The sequence below is a fragment of the Vibrio sp. 1F169 genome (genome assembly GCF_041439605.1).
Taxonomy (GTDB): Bacteria; Pseudomonadota; Gammaproteobacteria; order Enterobacterales; family Vibrionaceae; genus Vibrio; species Vibrio tasmaniensis_A.
This window is the reverse complement of sequence record NZ_JBGOOI010000043.1, coordinates 14,521-40,082: the sequence shown is the minus strand read 5'-3', so window position 1 is coordinate 40,082 and position 25,562 is coordinate 14,521. Positions and strand designations below refer to the sequence as shown.

At 44.1% G+C, this 25,562-nt stretch carries 24 protein-coding genes and 1 pseudogene; 8 read left to right on the top strand and 17 right to left on the bottom strand.

From position 1 onward, the window contains the following. Nucleotides 1–429: 429 nt before the first annotated feature. The 7 genes from ACED53_RS15725 to dusA all read right to left on the bottom strand — a co-directional run bounded on the left by ACED53_RS15725 (nucleotide 430) and on the right by dusA (nucleotide 7,688). A complete protein-coding gene (locus ACED53_RS15725; protein ID WP_017101844.1) occupies nucleotides 430–1,206 on the bottom strand; it encodes a phosphoadenylyl-sulfate reductase in 777 nt (258 codons plus the stop codon). Continuing rightward, a complete protein-coding gene (cysI, locus tag ACED53_RS15720; protein ID WP_017101845.1) occupies nucleotides 1,199–2,926 on the bottom strand; it encodes an assimilatory sulfite reductase (NADPH) hemoprotein subunit in 1,728 nt (575 codons plus the stop codon). The genes ACED53_RS15725 and cysI overlap by 8 nt, the downstream gene beginning before the upstream one ends. After that, nucleotides 2,926–4,791 (bottom strand): assimilatory sulfite reductase (NADPH) flavoprotein subunit, encoded by a 1,866-nt coding sequence (locus ACED53_RS15715; RefSeq protein ID WP_032499456.1) that lies wholly within the window; start codon nucleotides 4,789–4,791, stop codon nucleotides 2,926–2,928. Before ACED53_RS15715 ends, cysI begins: the two co-directional genes overlap by 1 nt. A 123-nt stretch (nucleotides 4,792–4,914) precedes the next feature. Further along, nucleotides 4,915–5,145, bottom strand: a complete 231-nt coding sequence (locus tag ACED53_RS15710; RefSeq protein ID WP_004735813.1) for a hypothetical protein — start codon at nucleotides 5,143–5,145, stop codon at nucleotides 4,915–4,917. 222 nt (nucleotides 5,146–5,367) lie between these two features. Beyond that, complete coding sequence (locus ACED53_RS15705; RefSeq protein ID WP_081326142.1) at nucleotides 5,368–6,090, bottom strand: TIGR04219 family outer membrane beta-barrel protein; 723 nt, start codon at nucleotides 6,088–6,090, stop codon at nucleotides 5,368–5,370. 135 nt (nucleotides 6,091–6,225) lie between these two features. Further along, the gene (gene pspG / locus ACED53_RS15700; RefSeq protein WP_009847904.1) at nucleotides 6,226–6,447 is read right to left on the bottom strand and encodes an envelope stress response protein PspG; all 222 of its coding nucleotides are present in this window, start codon (nucleotides 6,445–6,447) and stop codon (nucleotides 6,226–6,228) included. A 239-nt stretch (nucleotides 6,448–6,686) separates the two neighbouring features. Further along, the gene (dusA, locus tag ACED53_RS15695; protein WP_009847903.1) at nucleotides 6,687–7,688 is read right to left on the bottom strand and encodes a tRNA dihydrouridine(20/20a) synthase DusA; all 1,002 of its coding nucleotides are present in this window, start codon (nucleotides 7,686–7,688) and stop codon (nucleotides 6,687–6,689) included. 161 nt (nucleotides 7,689–7,849) lie between these two features. Here dusA and ACED53_RS15690 point away from each other — a divergent pair, with 161 nt between their 5' ends. The 3 genes from ACED53_RS15690 to ACED53_RS15680 all read left to right on the top strand — a co-directional run bounded on the left by ACED53_RS15690 (nucleotide 7,850) and on the right by ACED53_RS15680 (nucleotide 9,591). Beyond that, on the top strand, nucleotides 7,850–8,164 hold the full coding sequence (locus ACED53_RS15690; RefSeq protein ID WP_017101848.1) for a tyrosine-type recombinase/integrase: 315 nt from the start codon (nucleotides 7,850–7,852) through the stop codon (nucleotides 8,162–8,164). 123 nt (nucleotides 8,165–8,287) lie between these two features. Further along, nucleotides 8,288–9,265, top strand: coding sequence for a hypothetical protein (locus ACED53_RS15685; RefSeq protein ID WP_009847901.1), 978 nt, complete (start codon nucleotides 8,288–8,290; stop codon nucleotides 9,263–9,265). 2 nt (nucleotides 9,266–9,267) lie between these two features. Further along, nucleotides 9,268–9,591: an STAS-like domain-containing protein gene (locus ACED53_RS15680; protein WP_232281817.1), complete on the top strand. Its 324-nt coding sequence runs from the start codon at nucleotides 9,268–9,270 to the stop codon at nucleotides 9,589–9,591. A gap of 183 nt (nucleotides 9,592–9,774) precedes the next feature. Here the strand turns inward: ACED53_RS15680 and ACED53_RS15675 are convergent, their stop codons facing one another. Continuing rightward, nucleotides 9,775–9,954, bottom strand: a complete 180-nt coding sequence (locus ACED53_RS15675) for a hypothetical protein (protein WP_029225597.1) — start codon at nucleotides 9,952–9,954, stop codon at nucleotides 9,775–9,777. A 251-nt stretch (nucleotides 9,955–10,205) separates the two neighbouring features. On the opposite strand from ACED53_RS15675, the gene zur reads away from it, so the two are divergent. Both zur and ACED53_RS15665 read left to right on the top strand, forming a co-directional pair. After that, on the top strand, nucleotides 10,206–10,661 hold the full coding sequence (zur, locus tag ACED53_RS15670) for a zinc uptake transcriptional repressor Zur (protein ID WP_012603115.1): 456 nt from the start codon (nucleotides 10,206–10,208) through the stop codon (nucleotides 10,659–10,661). Nucleotides 10,662–10,678: 17 nt separating this feature from the next. Beyond that, nucleotides 10,679–11,140, top strand: a complete 462-nt coding sequence (locus ACED53_RS15665) for a chemotaxis protein CheX (RefSeq protein ID WP_009847897.1) — start codon at nucleotides 10,679–10,681, stop codon at nucleotides 11,138–11,140. Nucleotides 11,141–11,278: 138 nt separating this feature from the next. Here the strand turns inward: ACED53_RS15665 and pgi are convergent, their stop codons facing one another. Beyond that, nucleotides 11,279–12,931 (bottom strand): glucose-6-phosphate isomerase, encoded by a 1,653-nt coding sequence (pgi, locus tag ACED53_RS15660; RefSeq protein ID WP_017101850.1) that lies wholly within the window; start codon nucleotides 12,929–12,931, stop codon nucleotides 11,279–11,281. A 326-nt stretch (nucleotides 12,932–13,257) separates the two neighbouring features. On the opposite strand from pgi, the gene ACED53_RS15655 reads away from it, so the two are divergent. Further along, nucleotides 13,258–13,677, top strand: coding sequence for a secondary thiamine-phosphate synthase enzyme YjbQ (locus ACED53_RS15655; RefSeq protein ID WP_017101851.1), 420 nt, complete (start codon nucleotides 13,258–13,260; stop codon nucleotides 13,675–13,677). A 118-nt stretch (nucleotides 13,678–13,795) separates the two neighbouring features. Here ACED53_RS15655 and ACED53_RS15650 read toward each other — a convergent pair whose 3' ends face one another. Genes ACED53_RS15650 through ACED53_RS15640 form a run of 3 tightly spaced genes read right to left on the bottom strand, consistent with a single transcriptional unit; the run spans nucleotide 13,796 to nucleotide 17,535 of the window. Then, the gene (locus tag ACED53_RS15650; RefSeq protein ID WP_032499458.1) at nucleotides 13,796–15,001 is read right to left on the bottom strand and encodes a BamA/TamA family outer membrane protein; all 1,206 of its coding nucleotides are present in this window, start codon (nucleotides 14,999–15,001) and stop codon (nucleotides 13,796–13,798) included. Nucleotides 15,002–15,051: 50 nt separating this feature from the next. Next, on the bottom strand, nucleotides 15,052–16,137 hold the full coding sequence (gene alr, locus ACED53_RS15645; RefSeq protein WP_017097257.1) for an alanine racemase: 1,086 nt from the start codon (nucleotides 16,135–16,137) through the stop codon (nucleotides 15,052–15,054). Between the two features lie 6 nt (nucleotides 16,138–16,143). Beyond that, nucleotides 16,144–17,535 carry a replicative DNA helicase gene (locus ACED53_RS15640; RefSeq protein ID WP_009847892.1) on the bottom strand — a complete coding sequence of 464 codons (1,392 nt, stop codon included), beginning with the start codon at nucleotides 17,533–17,535 and terminating at the stop codon, nucleotides 16,144–16,146. Between the two features lie 175 nt (nucleotides 17,536–17,710). Between ACED53_RS15640 and ACED53_RS15635 the strand changes: the two genes are divergently transcribed. Beyond that, the gene (locus ACED53_RS15635; RefSeq protein ID WP_029225598.1) at nucleotides 17,711–18,595 is read left to right on the top strand and encodes a DUF481 domain-containing protein; all 885 of its coding nucleotides are present in this window, start codon (nucleotides 17,711–17,713) and stop codon (nucleotides 18,593–18,595) included. 200 nt (nucleotides 18,596–18,795) lie between these two features. Here the strand turns inward: ACED53_RS15635 and rplI are convergent, their stop codons facing one another. The 5 genes from rplI to rnr form a co-directional block, all read right to left on the bottom strand. Next, nucleotides 18,796–19,248, bottom strand: coding sequence for a 50S ribosomal protein L9 (rplI, locus tag ACED53_RS15630; RefSeq protein WP_009847890.1), 453 nt, complete (start codon nucleotides 19,246–19,248; stop codon nucleotides 18,796–18,798). A 38-nt stretch (nucleotides 19,249–19,286) separates the two neighbouring features. Then, the gene (rpsR, locus tag ACED53_RS15625) at nucleotides 19,287–19,514 is read right to left on the bottom strand and encodes a 30S ribosomal protein S18 (protein WP_000090472.1); all 228 of its coding nucleotides are present in this window, start codon (nucleotides 19,512–19,514) and stop codon (nucleotides 19,287–19,289) included. 132 nt (nucleotides 19,515–19,646) lie between these two features. After that, on the bottom strand, nucleotides 19,647–20,060 hold the full coding sequence (gene rpsF, locus ACED53_RS15620; RefSeq protein WP_004735855.1) for a 30S ribosomal protein S6: 414 nt from the start codon (nucleotides 20,058–20,060) through the stop codon (nucleotides 19,647–19,649). Nucleotides 20,061–20,418: 358 nt separating this feature from the next. Beyond that, nucleotides 20,419–21,159 carry a 23S rRNA (guanosine(2251)-2'-O)-methyltransferase RlmB gene (gene rlmB, locus ACED53_RS15615; RefSeq protein ID WP_009847889.1) on the bottom strand — a complete coding sequence of 247 codons (741 nt, stop codon included), beginning with the start codon at nucleotides 21,157–21,159 and terminating at the stop codon, nucleotides 20,419–20,421. Between the two features lie 159 nt (nucleotides 21,160–21,318). Continuing rightward, nucleotides 21,319–23,820 carry a ribonuclease R gene (gene rnr / locus ACED53_RS15610; RefSeq protein ID WP_017101853.1) on the bottom strand — a complete coding sequence of 834 codons (2,502 nt, stop codon included), beginning with the start codon at nucleotides 23,818–23,820 and terminating at the stop codon, nucleotides 21,319–21,321. A 249-nt stretch (nucleotides 23,821–24,069) separates the two neighbouring features. Between rnr and ACED53_RS15605 the strand changes: the two are divergent. Next, a pseudogene (locus ACED53_RS15605) lies at nucleotides 24,070–25,479 on the top strand (amidohydrolase). The last annotated feature ends 83 nt before the right edge of the window (nucleotides 25,480–25,562 follow it).

Below are 25,562 nucleotides of genomic sequence, written 5' to 3'. Positions count from 1 at the left end.
GATTGATAGGTTTAAATTGTTAAAGAGCTTCTCTTCGTTGTGACTTACATCACTTCGGAAGAGGCGGCTATTCTAGCGTTTTAATTCTCAGTGTCAAACACTTTTGAAAATTAATTTCTACTTTCTAAAAGTAGAAGCGAATTATCGCTTAAAGCTAGTTGCCTTACTAACATTCTTCGCTGAAGCCTTGTGGCGTCTACCGTGTCAGTGAGGCGGCATTATAGAGATGTTCCTCACATTGGCAAGTGTTTATTAAAGAAAAATGTAAAAATAACGGTTAGATGACGAATAAACACTCAAATCCTTATTTGTGCAAGTTTAACTACAAAGTACCTACAGAATAACCACAGACTTATCCACAATTGCTCTAATTTTCACCCTAGAAAACAAAAAAACTGCCTTATGGCAGCTTTTTAAATGGCAATGAGTCTAAATCCCAGAGCCATATTGCTCTCCATCGTCTTCATGGAGACCACATTCTCGTTTTAGACCATTAAAACGGGTTTCTTCTTCAGTCATACCCGGTTCCCATTTCTTAGTAGTATGAGTATCTCCAACAGAAAGGTACCCCTGATCGCGAAGTGGGTGGTAACTGAGACCATGCTCCTCTAAGTAATAATGAACATCTTTATTTGTCCAATCAATTACTGGCAAGAACTTAAACACACCATTTTGGATAGATAAGATAGGTAAGTTTGCACGCGATTGAGATTGCTCTCTTCTCAACCCAGAAAACCAAGTGCCTGCCTCTAGTTCATCCAACGCTCTTCTCATCGGTTCAACTTTATTAAGCTTGTTGTACTTCTCTATCCCTTCTATACCTTGATCCCAAAGTTTGCCATATTGCGCTTCTTGCCAATTAGGGCTCTGCTGAGAACGAAAAACTTGAAGGTTTAGAGTCAACTTCTGACTTAACTCATCGATAAATCGATACGTTTCCGGGAATAGATACCCAGTGTCCGTAAGAATAACCGGAATATCTGGTTTTGCTTGAGTCACTAAGTGCAGCATCAACGCCGCTTGGATTCCGAAACTAGAAGACACCACATGTGTTCCTTCTAAGTTTTCCAGAGCCCACTTCACTCTTTCTAATGCGGTTAGCTGCTCTAACTCAGCATTAATTTGTCCAAGACGAAGTATCTGCTCCGTCTTAGTCAATGCGAGTAGCTCTGCTAACTTCAGTTTTGAAGCGACAGAATTATGCATGCAGATCCCTCTTTGAAATGATCACCTCTTCGATGATGCCAGCTCGGATTGTAAAATCACCGAACCCTTCATTATCCGTTCGTTCTGTAGCCCAACGTCCCACCAGCGAATCAATCTCTTCTAAAATCTGAGCTGACGCGATGTTCTCTTTATACATCTTCGGGATACGAGTTCCGGCTTTGTTGCCACCTAAGTGCATGTTGTAACGCCCCGGAGCCTTGCCGACTAAACCCAGTTCAGCCAACATTGCACGACCACAGCCGTTTGGACAGCCTGTAATACGAAGGATGATGTTATCTTCTTCTGGTAACCCGTGTTTCTTCAGAATGTCTTCAACATCCGTTACAAACTCAGGAAGAAAACGTTCGGCTTCTGCCATTGCTAACGGACATGTTGGGAATGCCACACACGCCATTGAGTTCTTGCGCTGTTCTGAAACGGCATCATCCATCAGACCGTATTGACGTGCCAGCTTTTCAATTTGTGCCTTTTGGCTCTTAGGTACACCTGCAACAATGAGATTTTGGTTCGCTGTCATGCGGAAGTCACCTTTGTGGATCTTCGCTATTTCAGCAACACCTGTTTTCAGCGCTTTACCCGGAAAATCAAGTAAACGACCATTTTCGATGAATAACGCTAAGTGGTGCTTACCATCAATGCCTTCCGCCCAACCGATACGGTCGCCACGGCCAGTAAACTCATAAGGACGACTTTCAGAAAACTCAACGCCTGCACGTTTTTCTACTTCTGCTTTGAATACATCAATACCAACACGATCGAGTGTGTATTTGGTTTTGGCATTCTTACGGTTTGAACGGTTACCCCAATCACGCTGAGTCGTTACCACCGCAGCGGCGACATCTAACGTTTTCTCTAATGGCACAAAACCGAAATCGTCAGCTTTACGTGCATAAGTAGAAGTATCGCCGTGCGTCATAGCAAGACCACCGCCCACTAATACGTTAAAGCCCACCAGCTTTCCGTCTTTAGCAATCGCGATAAAGTTAAGATCGTTAGCATGAACATCTACGTCATTTTGTGGAGGAATTACAACCGTCGTCTTGAACTTACGCGGTAAGTAATTACTACCTAAGATAGGTTCTTCATCTGTTGTTGCGAGCTTTTCACCATCTAACCAGATCTCAGCATAAGCACGTGTCTTAGGTAATAGGTGTTCACTGATCTTTTTCGCCCACTCATAAGCTTCTTGGTGTAGCTCGGACTCTACCGGGTTTGTGGTACACAAAACATTTCGGTTTACGTCACCCGCAGTAGCGATTGAATCTATACCAATACTGTTTAGTGTTTGGTGCATTAACTTAATGTTTGGCTTCAACACACCGTGGAACTGGAAAGTTTGACGTGTTGTTAGACGAATTGAACCGTAAGAGGTACTTTCATCTGCGAATTTATCAATCGCCAACCACTGCTTAGGAGTGATGATGCCGCCAGGCATACGCGCACGTAGCATTACATTATGTAAAGGTTCTAACTTTTGCTTGGTACGTTCGTTACGAATATCACGGTCGTCTTGTTGATACATACCGTGGAAACGGATCAGTTGAAAGTTATCTGCGGTAAAACCACCAGTGATACGGTCTTGAAGATCTTGTTCAATCGTACCGCGAAGGTTTTTACTTTCACGCTTCAGACGTTCATTGTCAGCCAAAGGTCCCAGTACTTGACCTAGCACTTCTTGCTCTATTACTTGCTTGCTCATTAGTACACATCCCTTTGGTAACGTTTCGCTTTGCGTAAATCATTAATATATTGTTCAGCTTGTTCGCGGCTCTGGTTGCCATGTTTTTCCGCTATCGTAACTAACGCTTCATGGACATCTTTTGCCATTCGAGTTGCATCGCCACATACATAGAGGTACGCGCCCTCTTGAAGCCATTGCCAAACCTGCTCTGCCTGCTCAATTAATCGGTCTTGAACATAAACCTTTTCTTTTTGATCACGACTAAACGCAACATCAAGCTTGGTTAATGCACCAGATTTAAGATACCTCTGCCATTCAACTTGATATAAGAAATCTTGAGTAAAGGTACGGTCACCAAAGAACAACCAGCTTTTACCTTCAGCGTCATTGTTTTCACGCTCTTGAACAAAACTACGGAAAGGTGCGATACCTGTACCCGGGCCAACCATGATGATTGGTGTGTTGTCGTCTTGCGGCAGTTTGAAGTTATTGTTGTTCTCTACAAACACCTTCACTTCACCACCTTCTTCAAGGCGTTGAGCTAAGAAACTTGAAGCGCCACCCAGACGAGATTCATCGCCCTTTTGGTATTCAACCAGACCAACCGTCAAGTGAACTTCTTCATCTACTTCTGCTTGGCTTGACGCAATAGAGTAGAGACGTGGAGTTAACTTACGTAGTAGGCCAATCAATTCATCAGCCGATAGCTTGGTTTTCTTCTCAGCTAAAACATCGACAACTTGAGTATTACCCGCGTATTCACGAAGCTTGTCTTTATCTTCCACCAGCTTGATTAACTTCTTGCTGCCCGAAAGCTCAGCAAACTTAGTCACTAGCTGAGGGTTTGAAGAGGTAATCTCAAATTTGCTGACGAGTGCGCTATGCACAGACAAGTTATCACCATCGACATCGACACTTTCGATACCAGACAGCCCAACCTTAGAAAGAATTTGATTTGCGAGTTCTGAACTGTTTTCAAACCATACGCCTAGCGCATCACCCGGTTGGTAAGTAATACCCGACTCATCAAGATCAATCTCGATATGACGAACATCTTTGCCCGAATCACGACCGGTGATCTTTTGGCTCGTTAATAGTGTCGCGGTGTATGGGTTTTGCTTGGTGTATTGCGAATGACCGGCAGCCGCTTGACCGACGGGCAACTGAACTACATCGGCTTCAGTGCCTGTCGATAGCGTCTCTTTTACTTGCTCTAATGCTTTAGCGCGCCATTCCGTTGCTGACTCTTCGTAATCAACATCACAATCAAGACGGTCGACAAACGATTTAGCACCAAGCTTAGTGAGGAAATTATCGAAGTCTTTAGCCGTTTGGCAGAAGAACTCATAGCTTGAGTCACCTAAACCGATCACACCGTATTGTAGGTTTGATAATTTTGGCGCTTTCTTCGATTGAAGGAATTCATGCAACTCAATAGCGTTATCAGGGGCTTCGCCCTCACCATTGGTTGAAGCCACAAAAATGACGTGTGTCTCTTTGGCTAGGTTCTTACCTTTATAATCACTTGCATCGAAAAGCTCGACAGCAATCCCTAAGGCTTTCGCTTCTGCCTCAAGCGATTCGGCGACACCTTTCGCATTACCGGTTTGGGATGCGAAGATAATGCTGAGCTTACCCGCAGGTTTTGCGGCTACTGCAGCGGCTGCTTGAGCGATTGGCGCGGCGGCACCCACAGGCTGAGTTTGGCTCACACCCCAAAGGTAACCACTGACCCATGCCAGTTGTTGAGAAGATAATTCAGAAACAGTTTGCTGAAGATGACCCAATTGTTGGTCATTAAGTGGTGCTGCTAGCCCAGGTAACTCATTAGCCCCAGACTGTGCATTATTATTTTGTGAAGACTCTTTCTTATTTAAAGACATGGTCACGACATCCCTAATCATTGCGTGACGATAGATTAACCACTCCTTTTAATAACAAGAAAGAATAGAAAAGTATGTTTTATAACTTTTTGGAAGTAAAAACCGATTGAAACGTCAATTGAGTTACTGGTTTTCAATACGAACTTGTTGAAAGCCAACCGCCATTGCCGACTTAGATGCTAGGTCTAAATCCGCGTAATGACACTCTTCACCATGAACATCAGTAAGCAAAACAAAGCCACCGCCCATATGGCGAAACTCCACAACCCAAGACCCCTCTTGAATTGAGGGCTCTATGATCGCTTCAACCAACAGATTTTCTCGATATAAATTTCGTAATTCATTGAGTGTCATATTCCATCCCTTGCTTTGACCTCACAACATAGACCTTATAAGAATAGACGCTAATTAGGTCTCTGTATTAAGGATGGTCGAAAGTGATGAATGTGCTAACTAATTCCAGAAAAGTATATACCCAAGTAACTTCAAGATGCTTGGGTATAACCAATAGATATAAAAAAACGCCACTTCATAAAGTGACGTTCTTAAATTTCGTTCTAGATTCGTTTTAATTGCCTAAAAGCGTACTTCTACGCCAGCAAACCAACCATCAACCATAACAAACGATTTAGGTGGCCCTGGCTTTGGGTCATCTAACGGATCCGGTTCTTTGTCTGTCTCAAGAGGTTTGTTCAGCTCTGAAGAGAAGAATTTGTCCGAATCAAGGTCGATCACACGATAGCCACCACGAAGTGCTATTTCAGTATCTGCCACTGGAATACGGTACTGAACTCCCGCCATCAAATCGGTACTCTTAATACCATTGCTATCACCAAATTCCATCGTACCAATGATATCAAGGTGAGTATTAGGGACATTGATTTCTGCGTTACCGTAGAAGCTCCAAGTAAACTCATCAAAACTTGTCGTTTTCGAACTGTACGGATCTTTGTAATGTGAGTTTGCATACTGAGTAAATGTCACACCCGCATCGAAGTTCATCAACTTGTGATCCAACATTGTGTAGTAGAACGTGTAGTCATACTTATCAAACGCTAACAATGTTGTATCAACAGTAGAGTAGCGGAAACTCGCATTTGGCAGCTTAGGGGCATTATGCTCAAATGCGAAATACAACGAAGGTGAGTTTGAGTCACTCGACCTAGCTTCATTCAGCTTTGTACTTCCCCACCACATATCAGCACCGATCTTAGTCGTGTAAGAAAACTCTTCTTCAGCGGACACTGCCGAGCTTAAAGAAAGCATTCCCACTAAAGCAATTAATGGCATTTTATTCATTTGAGATAGCTCCAATTCCATATCGTTGTGCTAATTGTATGCACATTCATAGATTATTGGGGAAAATTCTACCACACATCTTAAATTCTAAAACGATAAACCGCTGACGAGTAAAGATTTGACGACACGATGACCTTAATAACGTCTTTGGTTAGAGCTGTGTACATAGTTTTTGAAAAACCACACACCCACTGCAATCACGATCAGCCAAGGCAGCAGTTTAAACACAACCCCCATCATACCTAAGACCAGCATGACCGCTAACGCGATTCCGGTTGCCGCTAGTACCGTCATAAACGTAATACCAGTAACGAGTAAAGTTGCGACGAAAATAAGAACAAAGATTAATTCAAACATAATGGTCTCCCTAATGAGTTCATGACCTATCTTTCCTACTTTCTAACATTGCAGCTTCCATACCAAGTTAGATACAACCATAAACTCCTTATTTATCAGGCAAATAAAAAGCCACACATCTTCATGCGTGGCTTTTCGGAAACTCACAATGGTAAATTTAGCCTCTAATGGCGAATTTAGCCTTGTTCTTTAAGCTTTTAACTTTTAGTTCTTGGCTTTTGCTTTAACCTTGAGGGTGTCTATACGTTTAGCTCTTTAGGGATCTTAGCCAATGCCGTCTGAATCACCTCAATGCCCGCGCCTTTCTTATGTGCATTCTCACTGATGTAACGACGCCATTGTCTTGCACCCGGCATGCTTTGGAACAAACCCAGCATATGACGAGAGATATGACCAAGGCTCGCTCCATTCGAAAGCTGACGCTCAATGTACGGGTACATCTCTTCAACTACTTGTGAACGCTTCTTGATTGGCGTGTCTAAACCAAAGATCTGCTGATCAACTTCAGCCAAGATAAACGGGCTATGGTATGCCTCACGACCAATCATCACACCATCAAGGTGCTGCAAGTGCTCTTTAGTTTGTTCTAATGTAGTAATGCCACCATTTACCGCAATCACTAGATCTGAGAAGTCTTTCTTGATTTGGTATGCACGATCGTAATCTAGCGGTGGGATCTCACGGTTCTCTTTCGGGCTAAGGCCACTCAACCACGCCTTACGCGCATGGATAGTAAATTGCTCACAACCGCCCTTTTCAGAAACAGTAGAAACAAACTTAGTCAGAAACTCGTAAGAATCTTGGTCGTCGATACCAATACGCGTTTTTACCGTAATTGGAATATCTGTGACTTCTTTCATCGCTGACACACAGTCTGCCACCAGCTCGGGCTCAGCCATTAGGCAAGCGCCAAAGCGACCATTCTGAACTCGGTCTGAAGGACAACCTACATTGAGGTTCACTTCATCATAACCACGCTCACCAGCAAGCTTGGCACAAGCCGCCAAATCAACCGGGTTTGAACCACCAAGTTGAAGTGCTAATGGGTGTTCTTGCTCGTTATACTCTAGAAAGTCGCCCTTACCATGTAAGATCGCACCAGTTGTGACCATTTCCGTGTACAGAAGCGTCTGCTGAGATAGCAAACGGTGAAAGTAACGACAGTGGCGGTCAGTCCAATCCAACATGGGTGCAACGGATAAGCGGTTAGCCGCGTATTTACTGGTATTGTCAGGTTTCATAAAGCGTTACTCAAAATCTATACACTGCATATATATACAGAAACTCGCTAGTTCAGCCGCAAGCTCCCCCACTCAGTACGCTTATAGTACGTATTGATGGAGTGGAACGAAGGCATCTAGCATTAAAAAGAACACTTCAAAGCGGTGAATCACGCTTCACAGTGGACATTGTAGTCAAAAATAATTCGGCGATTATACACAGGGAATCGAAAACATTCAGGAACAAAGACCAACTTATTTTTCCCTACAACTCACGAAGTGTTAGTGCAGGCTTTCAGCGAGTGAGAAACGAATTGGGTATTGAGGATTTGAGGTATCACGACCTACGAAGAGAGGGAGCAAGTCAGTTGTTTGGAAAGGGCTACTCTATTGAAGAAGTAGCTCAAGTGACTGGGCATAGATATCTAAATATTTTCTGGCAAGTTTATACTCAATCATTCCCAGCAAACCTTCATAAGAAATCATTAAACGACTGATAAATAAAAAGTAATAACCCCACACAAATGGGTGACAAGATTATCAATAAAAACAAGACCTTGAAAGTAACTCTAGGCAACCCAATATTGTCAAAAAGTTAATATGCACACCAAGAGGCCACTATGGGAAAAGGACTTAGCGAAGCTCTGAAAGAAATTCCAGAGGATTACGAACATGAATATAACGCTTACTATCTCGCTAAGGATTTTTATTCTCCGGGTTTTTTATCAACACTAACAGCGTACCTCAAAGACAAGAGAACTCCTGAGCGTAATTTTGACTGTGATCCAAAAATAGCTGGATACCTCAGAACTTTAGGTTTGAACCATATCCTTTGGAATTGTCCGGAACCGGTAAGAATAAAGAATGGAGTAACTTACACTCCTATAACCCAGCTATGTTCAGCAGAAGCAACTGACGATGTAACTACATCTATAAACAGCTGCTTACGTCATTTCACTGACAACGTTGAAGGTCCTTCTCCCGACGGGTTAGTTCAGCTGTATCATGTTGTAGGCGAGTTGCATGACAATGTATGGTCACATGGCCAATCAACGGGCTTTTCTATGGCGCAAAAAAACGCAGTTCCTGGGACTAACAAGACGGACTTTCACTTAGAGTTTGCGATCGCGGATAAAGGCTTAGGTTTCTTAGAAGAAATGAGACGTTCAGGCAAAGCTCAGTTACACGGCATCACATGTGATCAAGAAGCGTTGCTTTGGTGTATAGAAGAAGGGAACTCAACAAAGCATGCAGATGACAGCGACCCATGGGCTCAACAATTACCACCAGAACACATAGGTAACTCTCCTTACGGTGGTGGTATTGGTTCAGATTATACAGTAAACCACCACCAAGGCTTGGGCTTAGCTCATTTGGTTCGATTAATTGAACAATTCCAAGGAACGCTGACAATCGCTTCTGGAAGATGCCTCTTAAATATCAATGAAGATGGTGAAAGAGTACAAGAAACGCTTCCAACTTATTGGAAAGGCGTTGCAATAAGCTGTAAATTTAAGCTATCTTTACTTTGTGAAGAGATAAACGATACAGTCGATGAACAACTCTTAGCGTTGATGGAACAACTCAGGGGGGGATGATAATGAAAACTAAAATAGCAATAAATAAAAGTGATTTAGCTTCAAGAAGAACAGCCTCGGTAGAACGTAAGGCTCTTGAAGAAGCAATACTGTTTGGCGATGCAGTTGAAGTAGATCTAGAGTCCGTCAACTCCATATCTGAATCATATTCCGATGAGCTTTTCGGCGTATTAGTGGCCAAGCATGGTCTTGATGCCTTCGTAAAACAAGTGACTATTCTGAACGCTAAAGAAAGCATCCTGAGAAGCATAGCTAAAGTTATTCAACGTAGAGAAATTGAGCGAAAAAAGCCCTTTGAGACTGCAGAGAATGTCGCTATGGCTTAAATATACATTACCAACAAAAAAGCCCCTTTTCAGGGGCTTTTTTGTTCTAGATACGTCAAACGCTCATCCATCTTTTCCATCATTAAGCGCAGCCACTTAACATCGGTTTTAAGTGTAATACCTCCCCCACCTCACTAGACAAGGCACTAACAACGGCAACAATTATTGTTTGATACTCTGCCATTACTTAAACTCATTGCGTAGGGTTTCCCATAGGCCAAATACTATTGGAGCACTTGCGCCAATAATGCCACCGAATTGAACACCGTCTGCCGATACGCTCGCGGTGATAACTTCAGGGTGACCAGCTGCCAAAACCGCTCCTGCGCCAGATAACACTAAACCCTTTTTAGCCGATGACAGGCCAATGTCGATTGAGAACTCTCGCCCAATAAGCACATTGTTGCACTTGATATTTTCAAACTCATTCACCAGATCTCTAATTCAGCTTGATTAATCAGTTATGCCTTGAGTCACACTGTCGTTTTGAGTTACCTTGTCTTATTCAAAGTCGTAGGTCACAATACGCTCTGTACCTGACTTTAATAAAATCAATGTCTCCTCAAACAAGGTTACCTAGCAATAGGGGCTAAATGGGGATGTTTGATTGAACGGTGAAAAATTTGGACCACACATTAATAGAGCAAGTTGAAGGGATATGCGTATCGCGAGGTGTTAGGCTAACACCCCAAAGAAAGCGAGTGTTTGAGCTTATCCTATCTAATAAAAAAGCCTCCAGTGCTTATGAATTATTAGAGCAATTGAAAGTCAGTGAACCGCAAGCCAAGCCTCCTACAGTTTATCGCGCTTTGGATTTTTTGTTAGAGCAAGGGTTCATTCACCGAGTTGAGTCAACGAATAGCTTTATATGCTGCTGCTCTTGCAATGCCAACACGCATTTTTCCCAATTACTGATCTGCGATAAATGTGGCACTGTGATAGAATTACAAGACGATGCGCTTGTCGCCCTACTCGCGAGTAACGCCGAGCAGCATGGATTCAAGTTGACCAACCATGTCATTGAATCACATGGCATTTGCCAAACTTGCTCCTCCGAAATGAAAGAATAAGATTATAGAAGAACATTATGCGCGCTGAATTTGTAAACCCGTTTTTAGCTTCTTTGATGAACGTACTAAAAACGATGGCATCTCTAGAATTAAAGCCTCAGAAACCAAGAGTGAAGAAAGATGAAATCGCTCGTGGTGATGTGTCCGGCCTAATTGGTATGGTTGGTACACAGTCTCGTGGCTCAATGTCGATCACCTTTGATGAAGGGCTTGCTCTAGAAATCATGGAAAACATGCTAGGTGAACGACCAAACGGTTTGAACGAAGAAGTGACCGACATGGTGGGTGAAATCACTAACATGGTAACCGGTGGCGCAAAGCGTATTCTTGCAGAAAGCGGCTTTGACTTCGATATGGCAACGCCAATCGTGGTTTCAGGTAAAGGCCATACTATTCGTCACAAGTGTGAAGGCGCAATCATCATCATGCCTTTCTCATCTCAGTGGGGTAATGCTTTCATCGAGATCTGTTTCGAATAGAGACAATCGACTAAATAAAAAGCGAAAGGCTGACGTACATACGTCAGCCTTTTTTTATTGCCGTAAATCAACGGACATAAAAAACGCCAACCGAAAGGTTGGCGTTTACAATTATTACTTGGTGTTACTTAAACAGTCTTAAGCTTTCAGCGCTTTAAATGCGTTGATTAGACCGTTAGTAGAGCTGTCGTGAGACGTTACTTGTGCATCGTCTGCAAGCTCTGGAAGAATTTGGTTTGCTAGTTGCTTACCAAGTTCTACGCCCCATTGGTCGAAGCTGAAGATGTTCCAGATAACGCCTTGAACGAAGATCTTGTGCTCGTACATCGCGATTAGGTTACCTAAAGAGCGAGGGTTGATTTGCTTAACAAGAATAGAGTTCGTTGGGCGGTTACCTTCAAATACTTTGAAAGGTACTAGCTCAGCAACTTCTTCAGCTGTTTTGCCAGCCGCTAGGAATTCAGCTTCTACTGTCTCTTTTGTCTTACCGAAAGCTAGCGCTTCAGTTTGAGCAAAGAAGTTAGACATTAGCTTCTGGTGGTGATCAGATGCTGGGTTGTGGCTGATAGCCGGAGCAATGAAGTCTGATGGGATCAGCTTAGTGCCTTGGTGAATCAGTTGGTAGAACGCGTGCTGACCGTTTGTACCAGGTTCACCCCAGATGATAGGGCCTGTTTGGTATTCTACTGGGTTACCTTCACGGTCAACGAATTTACCGTTAGATTCCATATTACCTTGCTGGAAGTAAGCAGCAAAACGGTGCATGTATTGATCGTAAGGTAGGATTGCTTCTGACTCAGCGCCGTGGAAGTTGTTGTACCAAACACCAATTAACGCAAGGATCACTGGAATGTTGCTTTCAAATTCCGTTGAAGCAAAGTGGTTATCCATCTCATGTGCGCCATCGAGTAGCTCAGCGAAGTTATCGAAGCCGATAGATAGTGAGATAGAAAGACCGATCGCTGACCATAGTGAGTAACGACCGCCTACCCAATCCCAGAATTCGAACATGTTGTCAGTATCAATACCAAACTCAGCAACTGAAGCCGCGTTTGTTGATAGTGCTGCGAAGTGCTTAGCAACATGTGCTGAGTCGCCTGCTTCAGCCAAGAACCAATCACGCGCAGAGTGTGCGTTCGTCATTGTTTCTTGAGTGGTAAATGTCTTAGATGCCACTAGGAAAAGTGTTGTTTCTGGGTTAAGAGGCTTAAGTGTCTCAACGATGTGAGTGCCGTCTACGTTAGAAACAAAGTGCATGTTTAGGCGAGTTTTGTATGGCGTAAGTGCTTCAGTTACCATGTATGGACCAAGGTCTGAACCGCCGATACCGATGTTGACGACATCAGTGATCTCTTTACCTGTGTAACCTTTCCACTCACCAGAAACGATACGGTGTGTGAACAGTTCCATTTTTGCTAGTACTGCATTCACTGCTGGCATTACGTCTTTGCCATCAACCATTACTGGCTTGTCGCTACGGTTACGTAACGCAGTGTGGAGAACTGAACGACCTTCAGTCTTGTTGATTGCATCACCGCCGAACATTGCTTCGATTGCAGACTTAACTTCAGTCTCGTTCGCAAGAGCAAGTAGGTGCTGCATAGTTTCAGCGTCGATAAGGTTCTTAGAGTAATCCACTAAGATGTCTGAACCGAAACGAGTAGAAAAGCTCTCGAAACGCTTTGCATCTTGAGCAAATAGCTCTTTCATATCCATATCTTGAGCAGACTCAAAATGTGCAGTTAGAGCTTTCCACGCTTGTGTTTGCGTTGGGTTGATATTTTTCAACATGGTATCTATCCCGATGTTACTGTAGGTTTTATTCTAGACGTCACCAAAGTGATGAATAGAACCCCCGATTAGGCGAAAGTTTATATTTTTCTATGATGACCAAATCGCATCACCACTGAAAGATTCTTTGTAATTTTTTTTCACGACGTATTATGCCGCATATGAAGAGCGGTACCTTGAGATAAATCAGAATTAGATTTCCTGATAGCAGAATCGGTACTGACTCTAGCGCTCACATCATTAAATGTGAGCGAAACCTGATAAATTCAAGTTCAAAAGATAGCGTTAAACCACTTTTTTTCCAAATACATTATAGAGGATGGCGTATGTGGATTCAGAAGACGATACACCTACACGTACAAAAACGTGGATTTCATCTCATCACTGATGAAATTGAACAACAGATATCCGATATCCATTCACTGTCTGTTGGTTTATTACATCTATTCATTCAGCATACTTCTGCTAGCCTTACGCTAAATGAGAACGCAGACCCTACTGTTCGCACCGATATGGAATCACACTTTAATAAGTTTGTGCCCGAACGAGCCCCCTACTACAAGCACACCTACGAAGGTGATGATGATATGCCCGCTCACATTAAAGCATCGACACTTGGCACCAGTGTGACAATTCCGATTACCAATGGTCGTTTAGCTTTGGGGACATGGCAGGGCATTTACTTAGGTGAACACCGAGATTGTGGTGGAAGCCGTACCGTTATTGCGACCATTCAAGGTGAGTAACGTTAAGTATCAACAGTGAAATACCGCTTAACAAACATAATGGTAGAAAACAAAAAGGGTGACACAGTTATGTGTCACCCTTTAAAAATATAAGAGAGTCGAGTTGGTAAAACCAGAATTAGAAAGGCTGGTTTATCATAACCCTAAAGGTCCCTTCATCACCGCCTCGCGCTAATTCAGCACGTACAACAATGCCTTCAACCTGGAAACGAACTGCCCCGCCTAGGCTCCATTTCATGTCTGTGTGCAGTGTTTTGATATCGTACTCATCAGCAACACGGCCGACTTCAGCAAACGCCACCCACTGCCACCAAGGCAAATCGTAGTAGTTAATCAGTGGGATATCGCCCAGTGGTTGCCAATCAGGAAGCACTCGATATTCCGCAGAGTAGTGAATAGCAGAACGACCGTGGTAACGGCCTCCGGTATAACCTCTTAAGCGATATAAGCCACCGAGTCGAGCTTGTTCTGTTTCGGGTGGACGAGCACAATCTTGCCCTGAACAGTTGCCCCACGTAGGTGTGTCAGCGGTATAGACATCAAATGCCACGACTTGTTGGTCGAACAAGTTCCCCAAAGGACCCAATGCAAAATACTGACTGTTTTGGAATGTCCACTTCAGCCATAAGTCATCGTTAGACCAACTTTCAGCGCCGGTAGTAAACTCAAGATTGGTATGAGACCCCTTGGTTGGGTTGCGTGTGCTATCACGGTTATCCCAATCAAACGCCAAACTAAAACCTGTCGCCTGTTCGCTATTGTTTAAGCCTTCTAGCTCACGAGCCGTATAGAAAGGCGTAAAGACAATCGAACTGACACCAGACTCTAATGGGGAAGCAAAGCTCACATCTTTGATAGGTTGGAAAGCCCCTAGCAAGCCATGCTCTGCAACATTGCCCCAAGGCAGCAGATACTTAAACTCAACCTGATAGTTTTCTTCTAAGCCGTCGGCAATGGTTTTATCATCAATGGATGAATCATTATCGCCTTGAGAGCCAATGTAATACGGGTTTTCGTTAAAGCGAGCTTGGTACATCTGAGTACTGAACAACACGTTCTCAGACAGTGCGAAGTTAAAGGCTGATAAGAAACCGACGTAGCTGTCTTTATCTGAATAAAGCGCCATGCCAAACAGAGCAGCTTGAGGTTGCCAAACACCCTTTGCGACACCAGCAACCCCGAAGGTATTACCCATGGTTTCAGTACTAAAATAGAAAGGAACAAAGGCTGAATCTTTTTCTTCACTCACAGCGGGAGAAGACAAGCTAACACCGAGTAATGCCATTGCAGACATTAACCAGTGTCGAGTCGTTCGTATGAACATCATTTACTTATAGGATCCATAGTTACTTCGCATTAGTTACTTCACATTAGCTACTTCACGTACTCCATCGCAACACGCGAAGTCAGCTTGGTGACCAGCTCGTAAGCGATAGTGCCGATATGTTCTGCGACTTCTTCTGAAGGTAAATCTTTACCCCATAATGTTGCTTCATCACCGACTTTATCTGCCGCATCAGGGCCAAGGTCAACCGTTAGCATATCCATTGATACACGTCCGGCGATCGGTACTTTTCGGCCGTTAACGAACACTGGAGTGCCGTTAGGAGCAGTGCGAGGATAACCATCACCATAACCTATCGCGATCACACCAACCTTGGTATCTCGCTCACTGGTCCAGTTACCGCCATAACCCACACTTTCACCCGCTTTAACATCACGAACCGCTATCAAGTGCGAGGTCAAAGTCATTACAGGATAAAAGCCAAGATCTTGCGCTGATTTATCAGCAAAAGGAGAAACACCGTAAGAGATAATTCCCGGTCGAACCCAATCAAGATGGCTGTCTGGCCAAGCTAATAGACCCGCTGAAGCAGCAAGTGAACGCTCACCTTCACAACCGTCGGTGAGCGATAAGAAAAGCTCGGTCTGTTCAACGGTGGTTGCTCTATCAAGTTCATCAGCACAACCGAAGTGGCTCATGTAGCGCAGAGGTTTAGCGACATTCGCACATTGATGTAAGCGCTCAACAAAGTTTTGGTATTGCTCAGGACGAGCACCTAGGCGATGCATACCACTGTCGACTTTTAGCCAAACCACAACAGGTGTTTCCAACTCTGCATTCTCTAGCGCGCTTAATTGCTCTTCGCAATGCACGACTGTTTGGATGTTATTGGTCACCAAGATTGGCAAATCACCCGAAGAATAAAACCCTTCTAGCAACAAAATAGGTTTAACAATGCCACCAGCACGAAGCTGTAATGCTTCTTCAATACGCGCCACACCAAAAGCATCAGAGCTTTTTGAATGCTTGGCAATATGCAGTAAGCCATGTCCGTAGCCATTGGCTTTCACAACAGACATTACCTTGCAATGAGGAGCCTTCGACTTTATCTGGTTCAGGTTATGTTCAAGCGCGTTTAAGTCAATACTCGCCGTCGCTGCTTTCATGTAAGTCATTAGTGATTACTCATCATCAAATGCAGGACCTGCATAGTTATCAAATCGGGAGTGTTGACCTTGGAATGTAAGACGAACCGAACCGATCGGACCGTTACGTTGCTTACCAAGGATGATCTCAGCGATGCCTTTCAATGAACTATCGGGGTTATAAACCTCATCACGATAGATAAACATGATTAAGTCGGCATCTTGCTCGATCGAACCTGATTCACGCAAATCCGAGTTTACTGGGCGCTTATCAGCACGTTGCTCTAGGGAACGGTTAAGCTGAGAAAGTGCCACAACTGGTACGTTGAGTTCTTTTGCTAGTGCTTTCAATGAGCGAGAAATCTCGGCGATCTCTAGAGTACGGTTATCAGATAACGAAGGTACACGCATTAATTGAAGGTAATCTATCATGATCATAGAGATACCATCATGCTCACGAGCAATTCGTCGAGCTCGAGAACGTACTTCTGTTGGCGTTAGACCCGAGCTGTCATCGATATACATATTCTTCTTATCCATCAGAATACCCATACTCGACGAGATACGAGCCCAATCTTCATCGTCTAACTGACCGGTACGAATCTTGGTTTGGTCTACGCGAGAAAGTGATGCAAGCATACGCATCATCAGCTGTTCAGCTGGCATCTCTAGCGAGAAGATTAACACTGGCTTGTCTTGCTTCATCGCTGCGTTTTCACATAGGTTCATCGCAAACGTGGTTTTACCCATCGATGGACGCGCAGCAACAATGATTAAGTCAGAACCCTGAAGGCCTGCCGTTTTCTTATTGAGGTCGTTGAAACCCGTATCGACACCTGTCACACCATCTTGTGGCGATTTATATAAGATTTCGATACGTTCTAGCGTCTTCTCTAGAATGCTATCAACGTTTTGTGGACCTTCATTTTCACTTGCTCGGCCTTCGGCAATCGCGAAAACTTTACTCTCAGCAAGATCAACAAGTTCTTCCGATGTACGACCTTGAGGGTCATAACCAGAATCCGCAATTTCATTTGCCACACCAATCAGGCTACGCACCAATGCACGTTGTGCCACGATATCTGCATAGGCATTGATGTTTGCCGCACTTGGCGTATTTTTCGCTAGGTCAGCAAGGTAAGCAAAGCCACCCACTTCTTCAAGTTGCTCACGCAGCTCTAAATGTTCAGAGAGTGTAATAAGATCCAGAGGAGAGCTTTCTTCAAGGATATCCTTTACCGCTTCAAAGATCAGACGGTGAGGACGGCTATAAAAGTCTTTGGCCACAACCTTTTCGGCCACCGTATCCCAGCGTTCGTTATCCAATAACAAACCGCCAATAACAGATTGCTCAGCTTCTAATGAATGTGGCGGGACCTTGATGGCGTCCACCTGATCGTTGGCTGATTTCTGACTTTTGGTATCCACTATGACTACACTCAATAACTAATAATGATCGTTCATTATACCCAAGAACATCCGTTTGTAATCCGATCCTATGAGTTTGTTTTATTCTTCAGCAAGAATTTACCTATTGCTGACGGAATTAACCAAAGGTAGCATTACGATCCTTCCATTCATTCACTGTATAACTGAGGTATGCGTGTCCAAATTATTGGCTCTGAGCACTGGTCTTCTAAGCATCGGTCTCCTGAGCACTCCGTCGGCCTTAGCGGATGATGCTAAAGCCTCTGTTGATGCAATCCTCGACTCGATAGTGGTAGCAGAACCTGCTGCTGAGCCGATCGTCGTTGCACCGACACTTGAAGAAAAAGATATGGATATCGCACCGAGTGATACGAGTGACACAGAACTGCCGAACCCACTGAATACTGAAGTCGAATTTGGATATCAGTCGCATACTGGTAATTCTGATTCTCGATCGCTGAATGCACGCCTGAACGGTGAGTACACGGCTGGCCGTCATAGAACCAGTGGCGAATGGAAATACTACAATCTCTACAAAGATGGCGAAGAAGATAAAAGGCAATCGACATATTCTGCTCAGAGTGACTACAAGTTAAGTCCGAAAACCTACCTCTATGGCAGCTTTAAAGGGGTCGATTCACGATACAGTGCTTATTTTAAGGACTACACCGTTTCTAGTGGTCTAGGTTATCAGTTTTCGAATACAGAAGAGTTTGTGTTGGAGGTTGAAGTGGGCCCGGGTTTTCGTTACCAAGAACCGAACCTTGATGAAATAGACGATGATGACATCATCTTCCCAGAGATCGTTGAAGAAGCGATTTTCCGTGGCAATGTAAATACATCATGGCAGGTATTGAAAAATTTGAAGCTCAAAGCCGATGTGACGTTGGTATCCGGCCACAGCAACCTAAAATTTGATACTGAATTAGAAGCCATCAACGATATTACCGACAATATCGCACTGAAGATTGCTCACTCTCGACAGTACCACGACAAGGTACCTGAAGGGTTGAACAAAGAAGATTCCGTACTGTCTGTAAATCTACTTTTTCAATTCTAAATTTGAGAGCGGGTAGAACGATGTATCGATAAAGAACACCCTCGTTTTTTACTATGTAAGCCCCTCCTCTCTAGTGCTTTCTACTCCTGCAATAGTCGCTGTTCCAAAAAGCTTCAAACTCATATTGCAGACATAAAAAAACACCAGCCGAAGCTGGTGTTTAAAACTTTCAAAAGAAAGAATTCGTCTTGGTACTGAAATTACTCAGCTGCAACGATAGCGATTTTCGCAGTAGCAAAAACTTCAGAGTGAAGTTGGATGCTTACTTCGAATTCGCCGATGTTACGTAGAGCGCCTTCAGGTAGGCGTACTTCGCTCTTAGCTACTGCAACACCTGCCGCTGTAATAGCGTCAGCGATGTCACGAGTACCGATAGAACCGAATAGTTTACCTTCGTCACCAGCTTTAGAAGCGATTGTAACGCCTTCTAGAGTGTTAACGCTCTCAGCGCGAGCTTCTGAAGCAGCTAGTTGCTCAGCAACTTTAGCTTCTAGTTCTGCACGACGAGTTTCGAACATAGCAACGTTGTCTTTAGTTGCCATAACTGCTTTACCCTGTGGGATAAGGAAGTTACGAGCGTAACCAGATTTAACGTTTACTTGGTCGCCAAGGCCACCTAGGTTACCGATCTTATCAAGTAGAATAACTTGCATTATCTTAGTCCTCTTAAACTATTATTAACTATTACCGATTACTGATGCTTGTCAGTGTACGGTAGTAGTGCTAGGTAACGAGAACGCTTGATAGCGCGAGCTAGCTGACGTTGGTATTTAGCACTTGTACCAGTGATACGGCTAGGTACAATTTTACCAGCTTCAGTGATGTAGTTTTTTAGAGTTGCTACGTCTTTGTAGTCAATCTCTTGTACGCCTTCTGCAGTAAAACGGCAGAATTTACGACGACGGAAGAAACGAGCCATGGGCTATCTCCTGATCTAAATTTAATAATGCGGTACTCACACGAACTTATAAATAAGTCTAAGCAAATGCTTGTAGTGAGAATACCTAAACGAGTTGAATAAAATTTAATGACCTAAAAGGCCAAAAAAGAATTACTCAGCAGCAGCTTCTGGCTTAGCTTCTTCTTCACGACGTGGTGCACGTTCTTCACGGTCATCACGACGAGGAGCACGCTCTGCACGCTCTTCTTTTTGCTTAAGCATGATAGATTGCTCAGTCACAGCGCCTTTAGTGCGCATGATCATGTTACGTAGAACTGCATCGTTAAAACGGAAAGCAGTTTCTAGCTCGTCCATCACTTCTTGGCCAGCTTCAACGTTCATAAGAACGTAGTGAGCTTTGTGAAGTTTGTTGATTGGGTAAGCCATTTGACGGCGGCCCCAGTCTTCTAGACGGTGGATAGTACCACCAGCTTCAGTGATTGAACCAGTGTAACGCTCGATCATGCCAGCAACTTGCTCGCTTTGATCAGGGTGAACCATGAATACGATTTCATAATGACGCATTTGGTTGCTCCTTACGGATTATTAGCTTCCACGAAAGGCTCGGTCGTCCAAGGGAAGCAAGGAACTAAAGAAAAATGACCGAGTTTTAAGGACGGCAAATATTATAGAAAGAACCCGGTATTGGCAAGCGGTATTTGGCTAATAATGAAACAGTTTTTCTTTCGCCATCTAGCCATCTGATAAACCAATGAGTTCTGCTATAACAGCCTAAAAAGAAACGCTCACCAACAAGAGGCGAGCGTTAATAAATTCATAGACTTAAAGTCGTTTAACTCTTTATATAGCAAGTACCTCTAAACAACATAGAGACACACAACTAAACCAAGCGTGACTGAGTCAAATGTTGCTGAACCTAGGTTTACTGAGCTAAACGTTGGCGTACCGCTTCGAACAGACAGATGCCCGATGCTACTGAAACGTTCAGGCTCGACACGCTACCTGCCATTGGGATCTTAATCAGATCATCACAGGTTTCACGCGTTAGACGACGCATACCGTCACCTTCAGCACCCATAACCACAGCAAGAGGGCCTGTTAACTTCGCTTGGTAGATATCATGCGTTGCTTCACCTGCGGTACCCACAAACCATACACCCTGTTCTTGCAGTGCACGCATTGTTCGAGCGAGGTTGGTTACACGTACTAGAGGAACGGTCTCAGCCGCACCACACGCTACCTTGCTTACCGTTGCTGTTAGCGGCGAAGAGCGGTCTTTCGGTACGATAACAGCAGCAACACCCGCGGCATCCGCATTACGCAGACAAGCACCTAGGTTGTGAGGGTCTGTTACGCCGTCTAGAACCAACAGCAGAGGCTGTTCGTGCTGCGCAAGGATATCGTCTAGGTGAGTTTCATTAAGCTGCTTAGCAGGCTTCACCTTAGCAATAAGACCTTGGTGATTCGCACCTTGTGCTTTTTCATCAAGCGGCTTACGACCCATTTGTTGAATCGATACACCAAATTGCTGCAATTGATTCAGTAATGGAAGCAGGCGATCGTCTTGACGACCTTTCAGTACATACGCTTCAATAAAACGCGCTGGATCTTTTTCTAGTACGGCTTTCACCGCGTGAATACCGTAAATAAATTCGTTACTCATTGTCTCTGGTTACTCTTATTGCTCAGAGGTGAATGTCATCAAACCCGATGCACCCATCTCTGTATTGTTTATTTCGAGAGCATGCATCTTCCGCCTGATACTCTCGCATTTAAATTCGTTAGACGTTTAAGCGCTACTCGTCACTGTAATGACGATAGCTTAAGACTTATCAGCCTTTGGCTTACGGCTTGCTGCGCGCTTTTTCTTCGCACGAGCTTTAGCAGCACCAGTTTTATTCGCTGGCTTTTTCTTCTTAGATGAACTTTCGCTACTTCCATCAGGTCGCTTAGTTGGTTCAACTAAAGGCGTTGCAGGTACACCCGGCTTATTGCTCTTCACCGCTGAACGCTTCTTGCTTTTCGCCTTTTTCATCGCTTCAGCAGCACGCTTCTTGGCTGTTTTACCTTTACCACGCGGCTGACGATCGGTGTCTTCTAAATCAAAGTCGATTTGACGAGTTTCTAAGTTAACCGCAGAAACCTTCACTTTAACCGAATCACCCAAGCGGTAGATATTACCTGAGCTTTCACCCACTAGACGCTGACCAACAGCATCAAATTGGTAGTAGTCATTCGCTAGCGCAGAAATATGTACCAGACCATCGATGTGCAGTTCCGTTAGACGCACAAAGAAACCGAAGCCAGTCACGTTGGCAATCACGCCATCCATCACTTCGCCAACATGGTCTTGCATGTATTCACATTTCAGCCAGTCGTTCACTTCACGCGTAGCATCATCAGCACGACGCTCAGTCATTGAACACTGTTCGCCGTAGAAGTCCATATCATCGAAAGTGTAGTGGTAACCACCGGTTGGCGTCCAACGCTCGCTGTTACGACCTTCTTCTTTCGCAATAAGGTACTTAATTGCACGGTGCAATAGTAAATCTGGGTAACGACGAATTGGCGAGGTAAAGTGAGCATAGCGCTTAAGAGCTAGACCAAAGTGACCCGCGTTGTCCGCGTTGTATACCGCTTGTTTCATTGAGCGCAACAGCATAGTTTGGATTAACTCACGGTCTTCACGTTCGTTAATCTGCTGCATCAGTTGTGCATAGTCTACCGGAGATGGCGACAGGCCACCCTCCAGCGTTAAACCTAGTTCACTTAAGAAGCTCTTGAAGCCCATTAAGCGCTCTTCACCCGGAGTATCGTGAACACGGTATAGAGCCGGCTCTTTCGCTTTTTCTACGTAAGATGCCGATGCGATATTCGCAAGAATCATACATTCTTCGATGATCTTGTGTGCATCGTTGCGGATTACTGGCTCAATACGGTCAATCTTACGATCCGCATTGAAGATAAACTTAGTTTCTACCGTTTCAAATTCAATCGCACCACGTTCGTCACGCGTTTTCTTAAGCACCTTGTACATCTTATGCAGTTCTTCAAGATGTGGTACTTCTGGTTCGTAACGTTCACGTAATTCTTCATTGCCATCTAAGATCGCGCCTACTTTGTTATAAGTAAGACGAGCATGAGAATTCATGACTGCTTCATAGTGCTTGTAGCCTGACAGTTTACCTTTGTCTGAGATAGTCATCTCACACACCATACACAAACGGTCGACTTGAGGGTTCAATGAACACAAACCATTTGAAAGGACTTCTGGCAGCATTGGGACAACTTGTGACGGGAAGTATACCGAGTTACCACGGTTAATCGCTTCTTTGTCTAGCGCTGTCTCTGGGCGAACGTAGTAACTTACGTCAGCAATCGCTACCCACAGGCGCCAGCCGCCGCCTTTCTTCGCTTCACAGTAAACCGCATCATCGAAGTCACGCGCATCTTCACCATCGATAGTAACCAATGGCAATTTACGCAGATCAACACGTCCTTCTTTTGCTTCTTCAGGAACATGCTCACCGAGGTTTACGATTTGCTTATCTACCGCTTCAGGCCACTCTTGTGGGATCTGGTGAGTACGGATCGCGATCTGCGTTTCCATACCCGGAGCCATATTCTCACCAAGAACTTCGGTCACTTTACCCATCATGTTACGAGAACGACCACCACGGTCCGTAATTTCAATCACAACCACATTACCCATTCGAGCACCGCCTTTATGCTCAGTTGGGATCTGGATGTCGTGACTAATACGCGAATCATCAGCAACCACATAAGAATGGCCGTACTCTAGGAAGAAGCGACCAACAAGTGGCGTTTTACGCTCTTCAAGCACACGAACCAAACGGCCTTCACGACGGCCACGCTTACTGTTGTCAGTAGGCTGAACCAATACGTAATCACCGTGCATGATAGTTTTCATCTGATGATGCGGCAGCACGATATCATTGTCTTTACCCACACTGCCGTCTGGGCGTACCCAACCATGACCGTCTTTATGACCAATCACAAAGCCTTTAATCAATTCCATCTTCTCAGGCAATGCGTAACACTGACGACGGGTAAAGATAAGCTGTCCATCACGTTCCATTGCACGTAAACGACGACGCAGCCCTTCATATTGTTCCTCTCCAGCCAAACCCAAAGCTTCGAATAGATCGTTGCGGTTCATAGGAATATTCGCGTCTGTTAGAAACGAAATAATGAACTCACGGCTTGGTACTGGGTTTTCGTAATTTTTCGACTCTCGGTCGGCAAAAGGATCAACAGTGGTTGTCGCTGTCGTGTTTTCTGACATTGGTGTGTTTTTTGACATAGGCGGGCCTGCTTAAGCAAGGAAGGTATATTACCCCTAGTATATCTGATGCTAGAGGTAAGCTACAGATATGCTTTGGAAAAGCCTAAAATAACCTAAGATTGATACATATCTTCACTTTGTGAAACATCACTTCATAGACGCGGACTATCATCAAAATTTCAAGCAAACGATAAAACAAACGTTTGCGCCATGAATGAAATACACTATTATCCACACACTTTAACAACACCTGTTCTGAGTATTGATATGAAACTAAAACGCACCCTATTGGCTTCAGCGATGGCAAGCCTAGCTCTATTTCCATTTGCTAGTTCAGCAATGGAAAAAGCTGACCTGATGATAACCGATGCCATGGTTCTAACCATGAACCAAGAAAAAACGGTTTAGGAGAGCGGCACTGTTGTGGTCAAAGACAACAAAATCATTGCGGTTGGCGATGCTTCACTAGAGAAGCAGTACCAAGCTAAACAAGTGCTAGACGTTGATGGCGATATCGTAATGCCAGGTCTCATCAATACTCATACTCATGTATCCATGACGGTTTTCCGTTCGTTGGCCGATGATGTGCCTGATCGCTTGCACCGCTACATCTTCCCACTTGAAGCTAAGTTAGTATCTCGCGATATGGTTCGTATAGGCGCTAACCTTGGTAACGTTGAAATGGTAAAAGGTGGCGTAACTACTTACGCTGATATGTACTACTTTGAAGACGAAGTCGCTAAAACTGTTGATAAAATTGGTATGCGCGCAGTATTAGGCGAAACAGTAATCAAATTCCCAGTGGCTGATGCGGCCAACGCGGAAGAAGGTATTAAATACGCATTGAACTTCATTGAAGAATATAAAGATCACCCGCGTATTACGCCTGCATTTGCTCCTCACGCCCCTTACACAAACACAACCGAAGTCCTTCAAAAAGTAGCAAAGCTTTCTCTAGAACTTGATGTTCCAGTAATGATTCACTTAGCTGAATCTCATCGTGAAGAAGAAAAAATTGCAAAACGAGCTGAAGGTTTATCTCCGGTTCAATACATGGACAGCATTGGTGCACTAAACAAAAACTTAGTTGGCGCACACATGATCCTAGTAGACGATCATGATATCGAGCTAGTGAAAAAATCAGATATGGGCGTGGCTCACAACATGAGTGCCAACATCAAGTCAGCAAAAGGCGTGTCACCTGCGCTTAAGATGTATGACGAAAATGTACGTATCGGTTTAGGTACTGATGGCCCAATGTCAGGTAACACATTGAGCACCATTGATGAGTTCAACCAAGTCGCTAAGGTTCACAAATTGGTGAATAAAGATCGTGCTGCAATGCCGCCGATCAAAGTGATCGACATGGCAACAATGGGCGCAGCAAAAGCACTACACATGGAAGATAAGATCGGTTCTCTTGAAGCAGGCAAACTAGCCGACATCATAGTGATCGACACCAAGGCTCCAAACATGGTTCCTGTGTACAACCCATACTCTGCATTAGTTTACTCAGCTAACTCGGGTAACGTTCGTCACACCATCGTTGATGGCAAGATCATCATGCAAGATCGCGACATGTTAACGGTCGATGAAGATCAAATTCGCCAAGAAGCTCTCGATTTCACCAAAGTCGTTCGTAAGACGGTAATTGAATCTGGTGAAGTTGTTCAGTAACGTCATCGAATGAAATAAACGGTTTTCCGTTCAGATCAAAAAAGGCCTCATAGGTATTTACCTATGAGGCCTTTTTATATCGA

What these genes read in the sequence shown, in the direction of transcription:
- pgi (WP_017101850.1), bottom strand. Translation starts at nt 12,931, where the DNA reads ATGTTGAAAAATATCAACCCAACGCAAACACAAGCGTGGAAAGCTCTA.
- rpsR (WP_000090472.1), bottom strand. Translation starts at nt 19,514, where the DNA reads ATGGCTCGTTTCTTCCGTCGTCGTAAATTCTGCCGTTTTACTGCAGAA.
- ACED53_RS15725 (WP_017101844.1), bottom strand. Translation starts at nt 1,206, where the DNA reads ATGCATAATTCTGTCGCTTCAAAACTGAAGTTAGCAGAGCTACTCGCA.
- alr (WP_017097257.1), bottom strand. Translation starts at nt 16,137, where the DNA reads ATGACTTACATGAAAGCAGCGACGGCGAGTATTGACTTAAACGCGCTT.
- ACED53_RS15650 (WP_032499458.1), bottom strand. Translation starts at nt 15,001, where the DNA reads ATGTTCATACGAACGACTCGACACTGGTTAATGTCTGCAATGGCATTA.
- pspG (WP_009847904.1), bottom strand. Translation starts at nt 6,447, where the DNA reads ATGTTTGAATTAATCTTTGTTCTTATTTTCGTCGCAACTTTACTCGTT.
- ACED53_RS15715 (WP_032499456.1), bottom strand. Translation starts at nt 4,791, where the DNA reads ATGTCTTTAAATAAGAAAGAGTCTTCACAAAATAATAATGCACAGTCT.
- rplI (WP_009847890.1), bottom strand. Translation starts at nt 19,248, where the DNA reads ATGCAAGTTATTCTACTTGATAAGATCGGTAACCTAGGTGGCCTTGGC.
- ACED53_RS15655 (WP_017101851.1), top strand. Translation starts at nt 13,258, where the DNA reads ATGTGGATTCAGAAGACGATACACCTACACGTACAAAAACGTGGATTT.
- ACED53_RS15665 (WP_009847897.1), top strand. Translation starts at nt 10,679, where the DNA reads ATGCGCGCTGAATTTGTAAACCCGTTTTTAGCTTCTTTGATGAACGTA.
- ACED53_RS15685 (WP_009847901.1), top strand. Translation starts at nt 8,288, where the DNA reads ATGGGAAAAGGACTTAGCGAAGCTCTGAAAGAAATTCCAGAGGATTAC.
- ACED53_RS15710 (WP_004735813.1), bottom strand. Translation starts at nt 5,145, where the DNA reads ATGACACTCAATGAATTACGAAATTTATATCGAGAAAATCTGTTGGTT.
- rlmB (WP_009847889.1), bottom strand. Translation starts at nt 21,159, where the DNA reads ATGAGTAACGAATTTATTTACGGTATTCACGCGGTGAAAGCCGTACTA.
- rnr (WP_017101853.1), bottom strand. Translation starts at nt 23,820, where the DNA reads ATGTCAAAAAACACACCAATGTCAGAAAACACGACAGCGACAACCACT.
- ACED53_RS15705 (WP_081326142.1), bottom strand. Translation starts at nt 6,090, where the DNA reads ATGAATAAAATGCCATTAATTGCTTTAGTGGGAATGCTTTCTTTAAGC.
- ACED53_RS15680 (WP_232281817.1), top strand. Translation starts at nt 9,268, where the DNA reads ATGAAAACTAAAATAGCAATAAATAAAAGTGATTTAGCTTCAAGAAGA.
- rpsF (WP_004735855.1), bottom strand. Translation starts at nt 20,060, where the DNA reads ATGCGTCATTATGAAATCGTATTCATGGTTCACCCTGATCAAAGCGAG.
- cysI (WP_017101845.1), bottom strand. Translation starts at nt 2,926, where the DNA reads ATGAGCAAGCAAGTAATAGAGCAAGAAGTGCTAGGTCAAGTACTGGGA.
- dusA (WP_009847903.1), bottom strand. Translation starts at nt 7,688, where the DNA reads ATGAAACCTGACAATACCAGTAAATACGCGGCTAACCGCTTATCCGTT.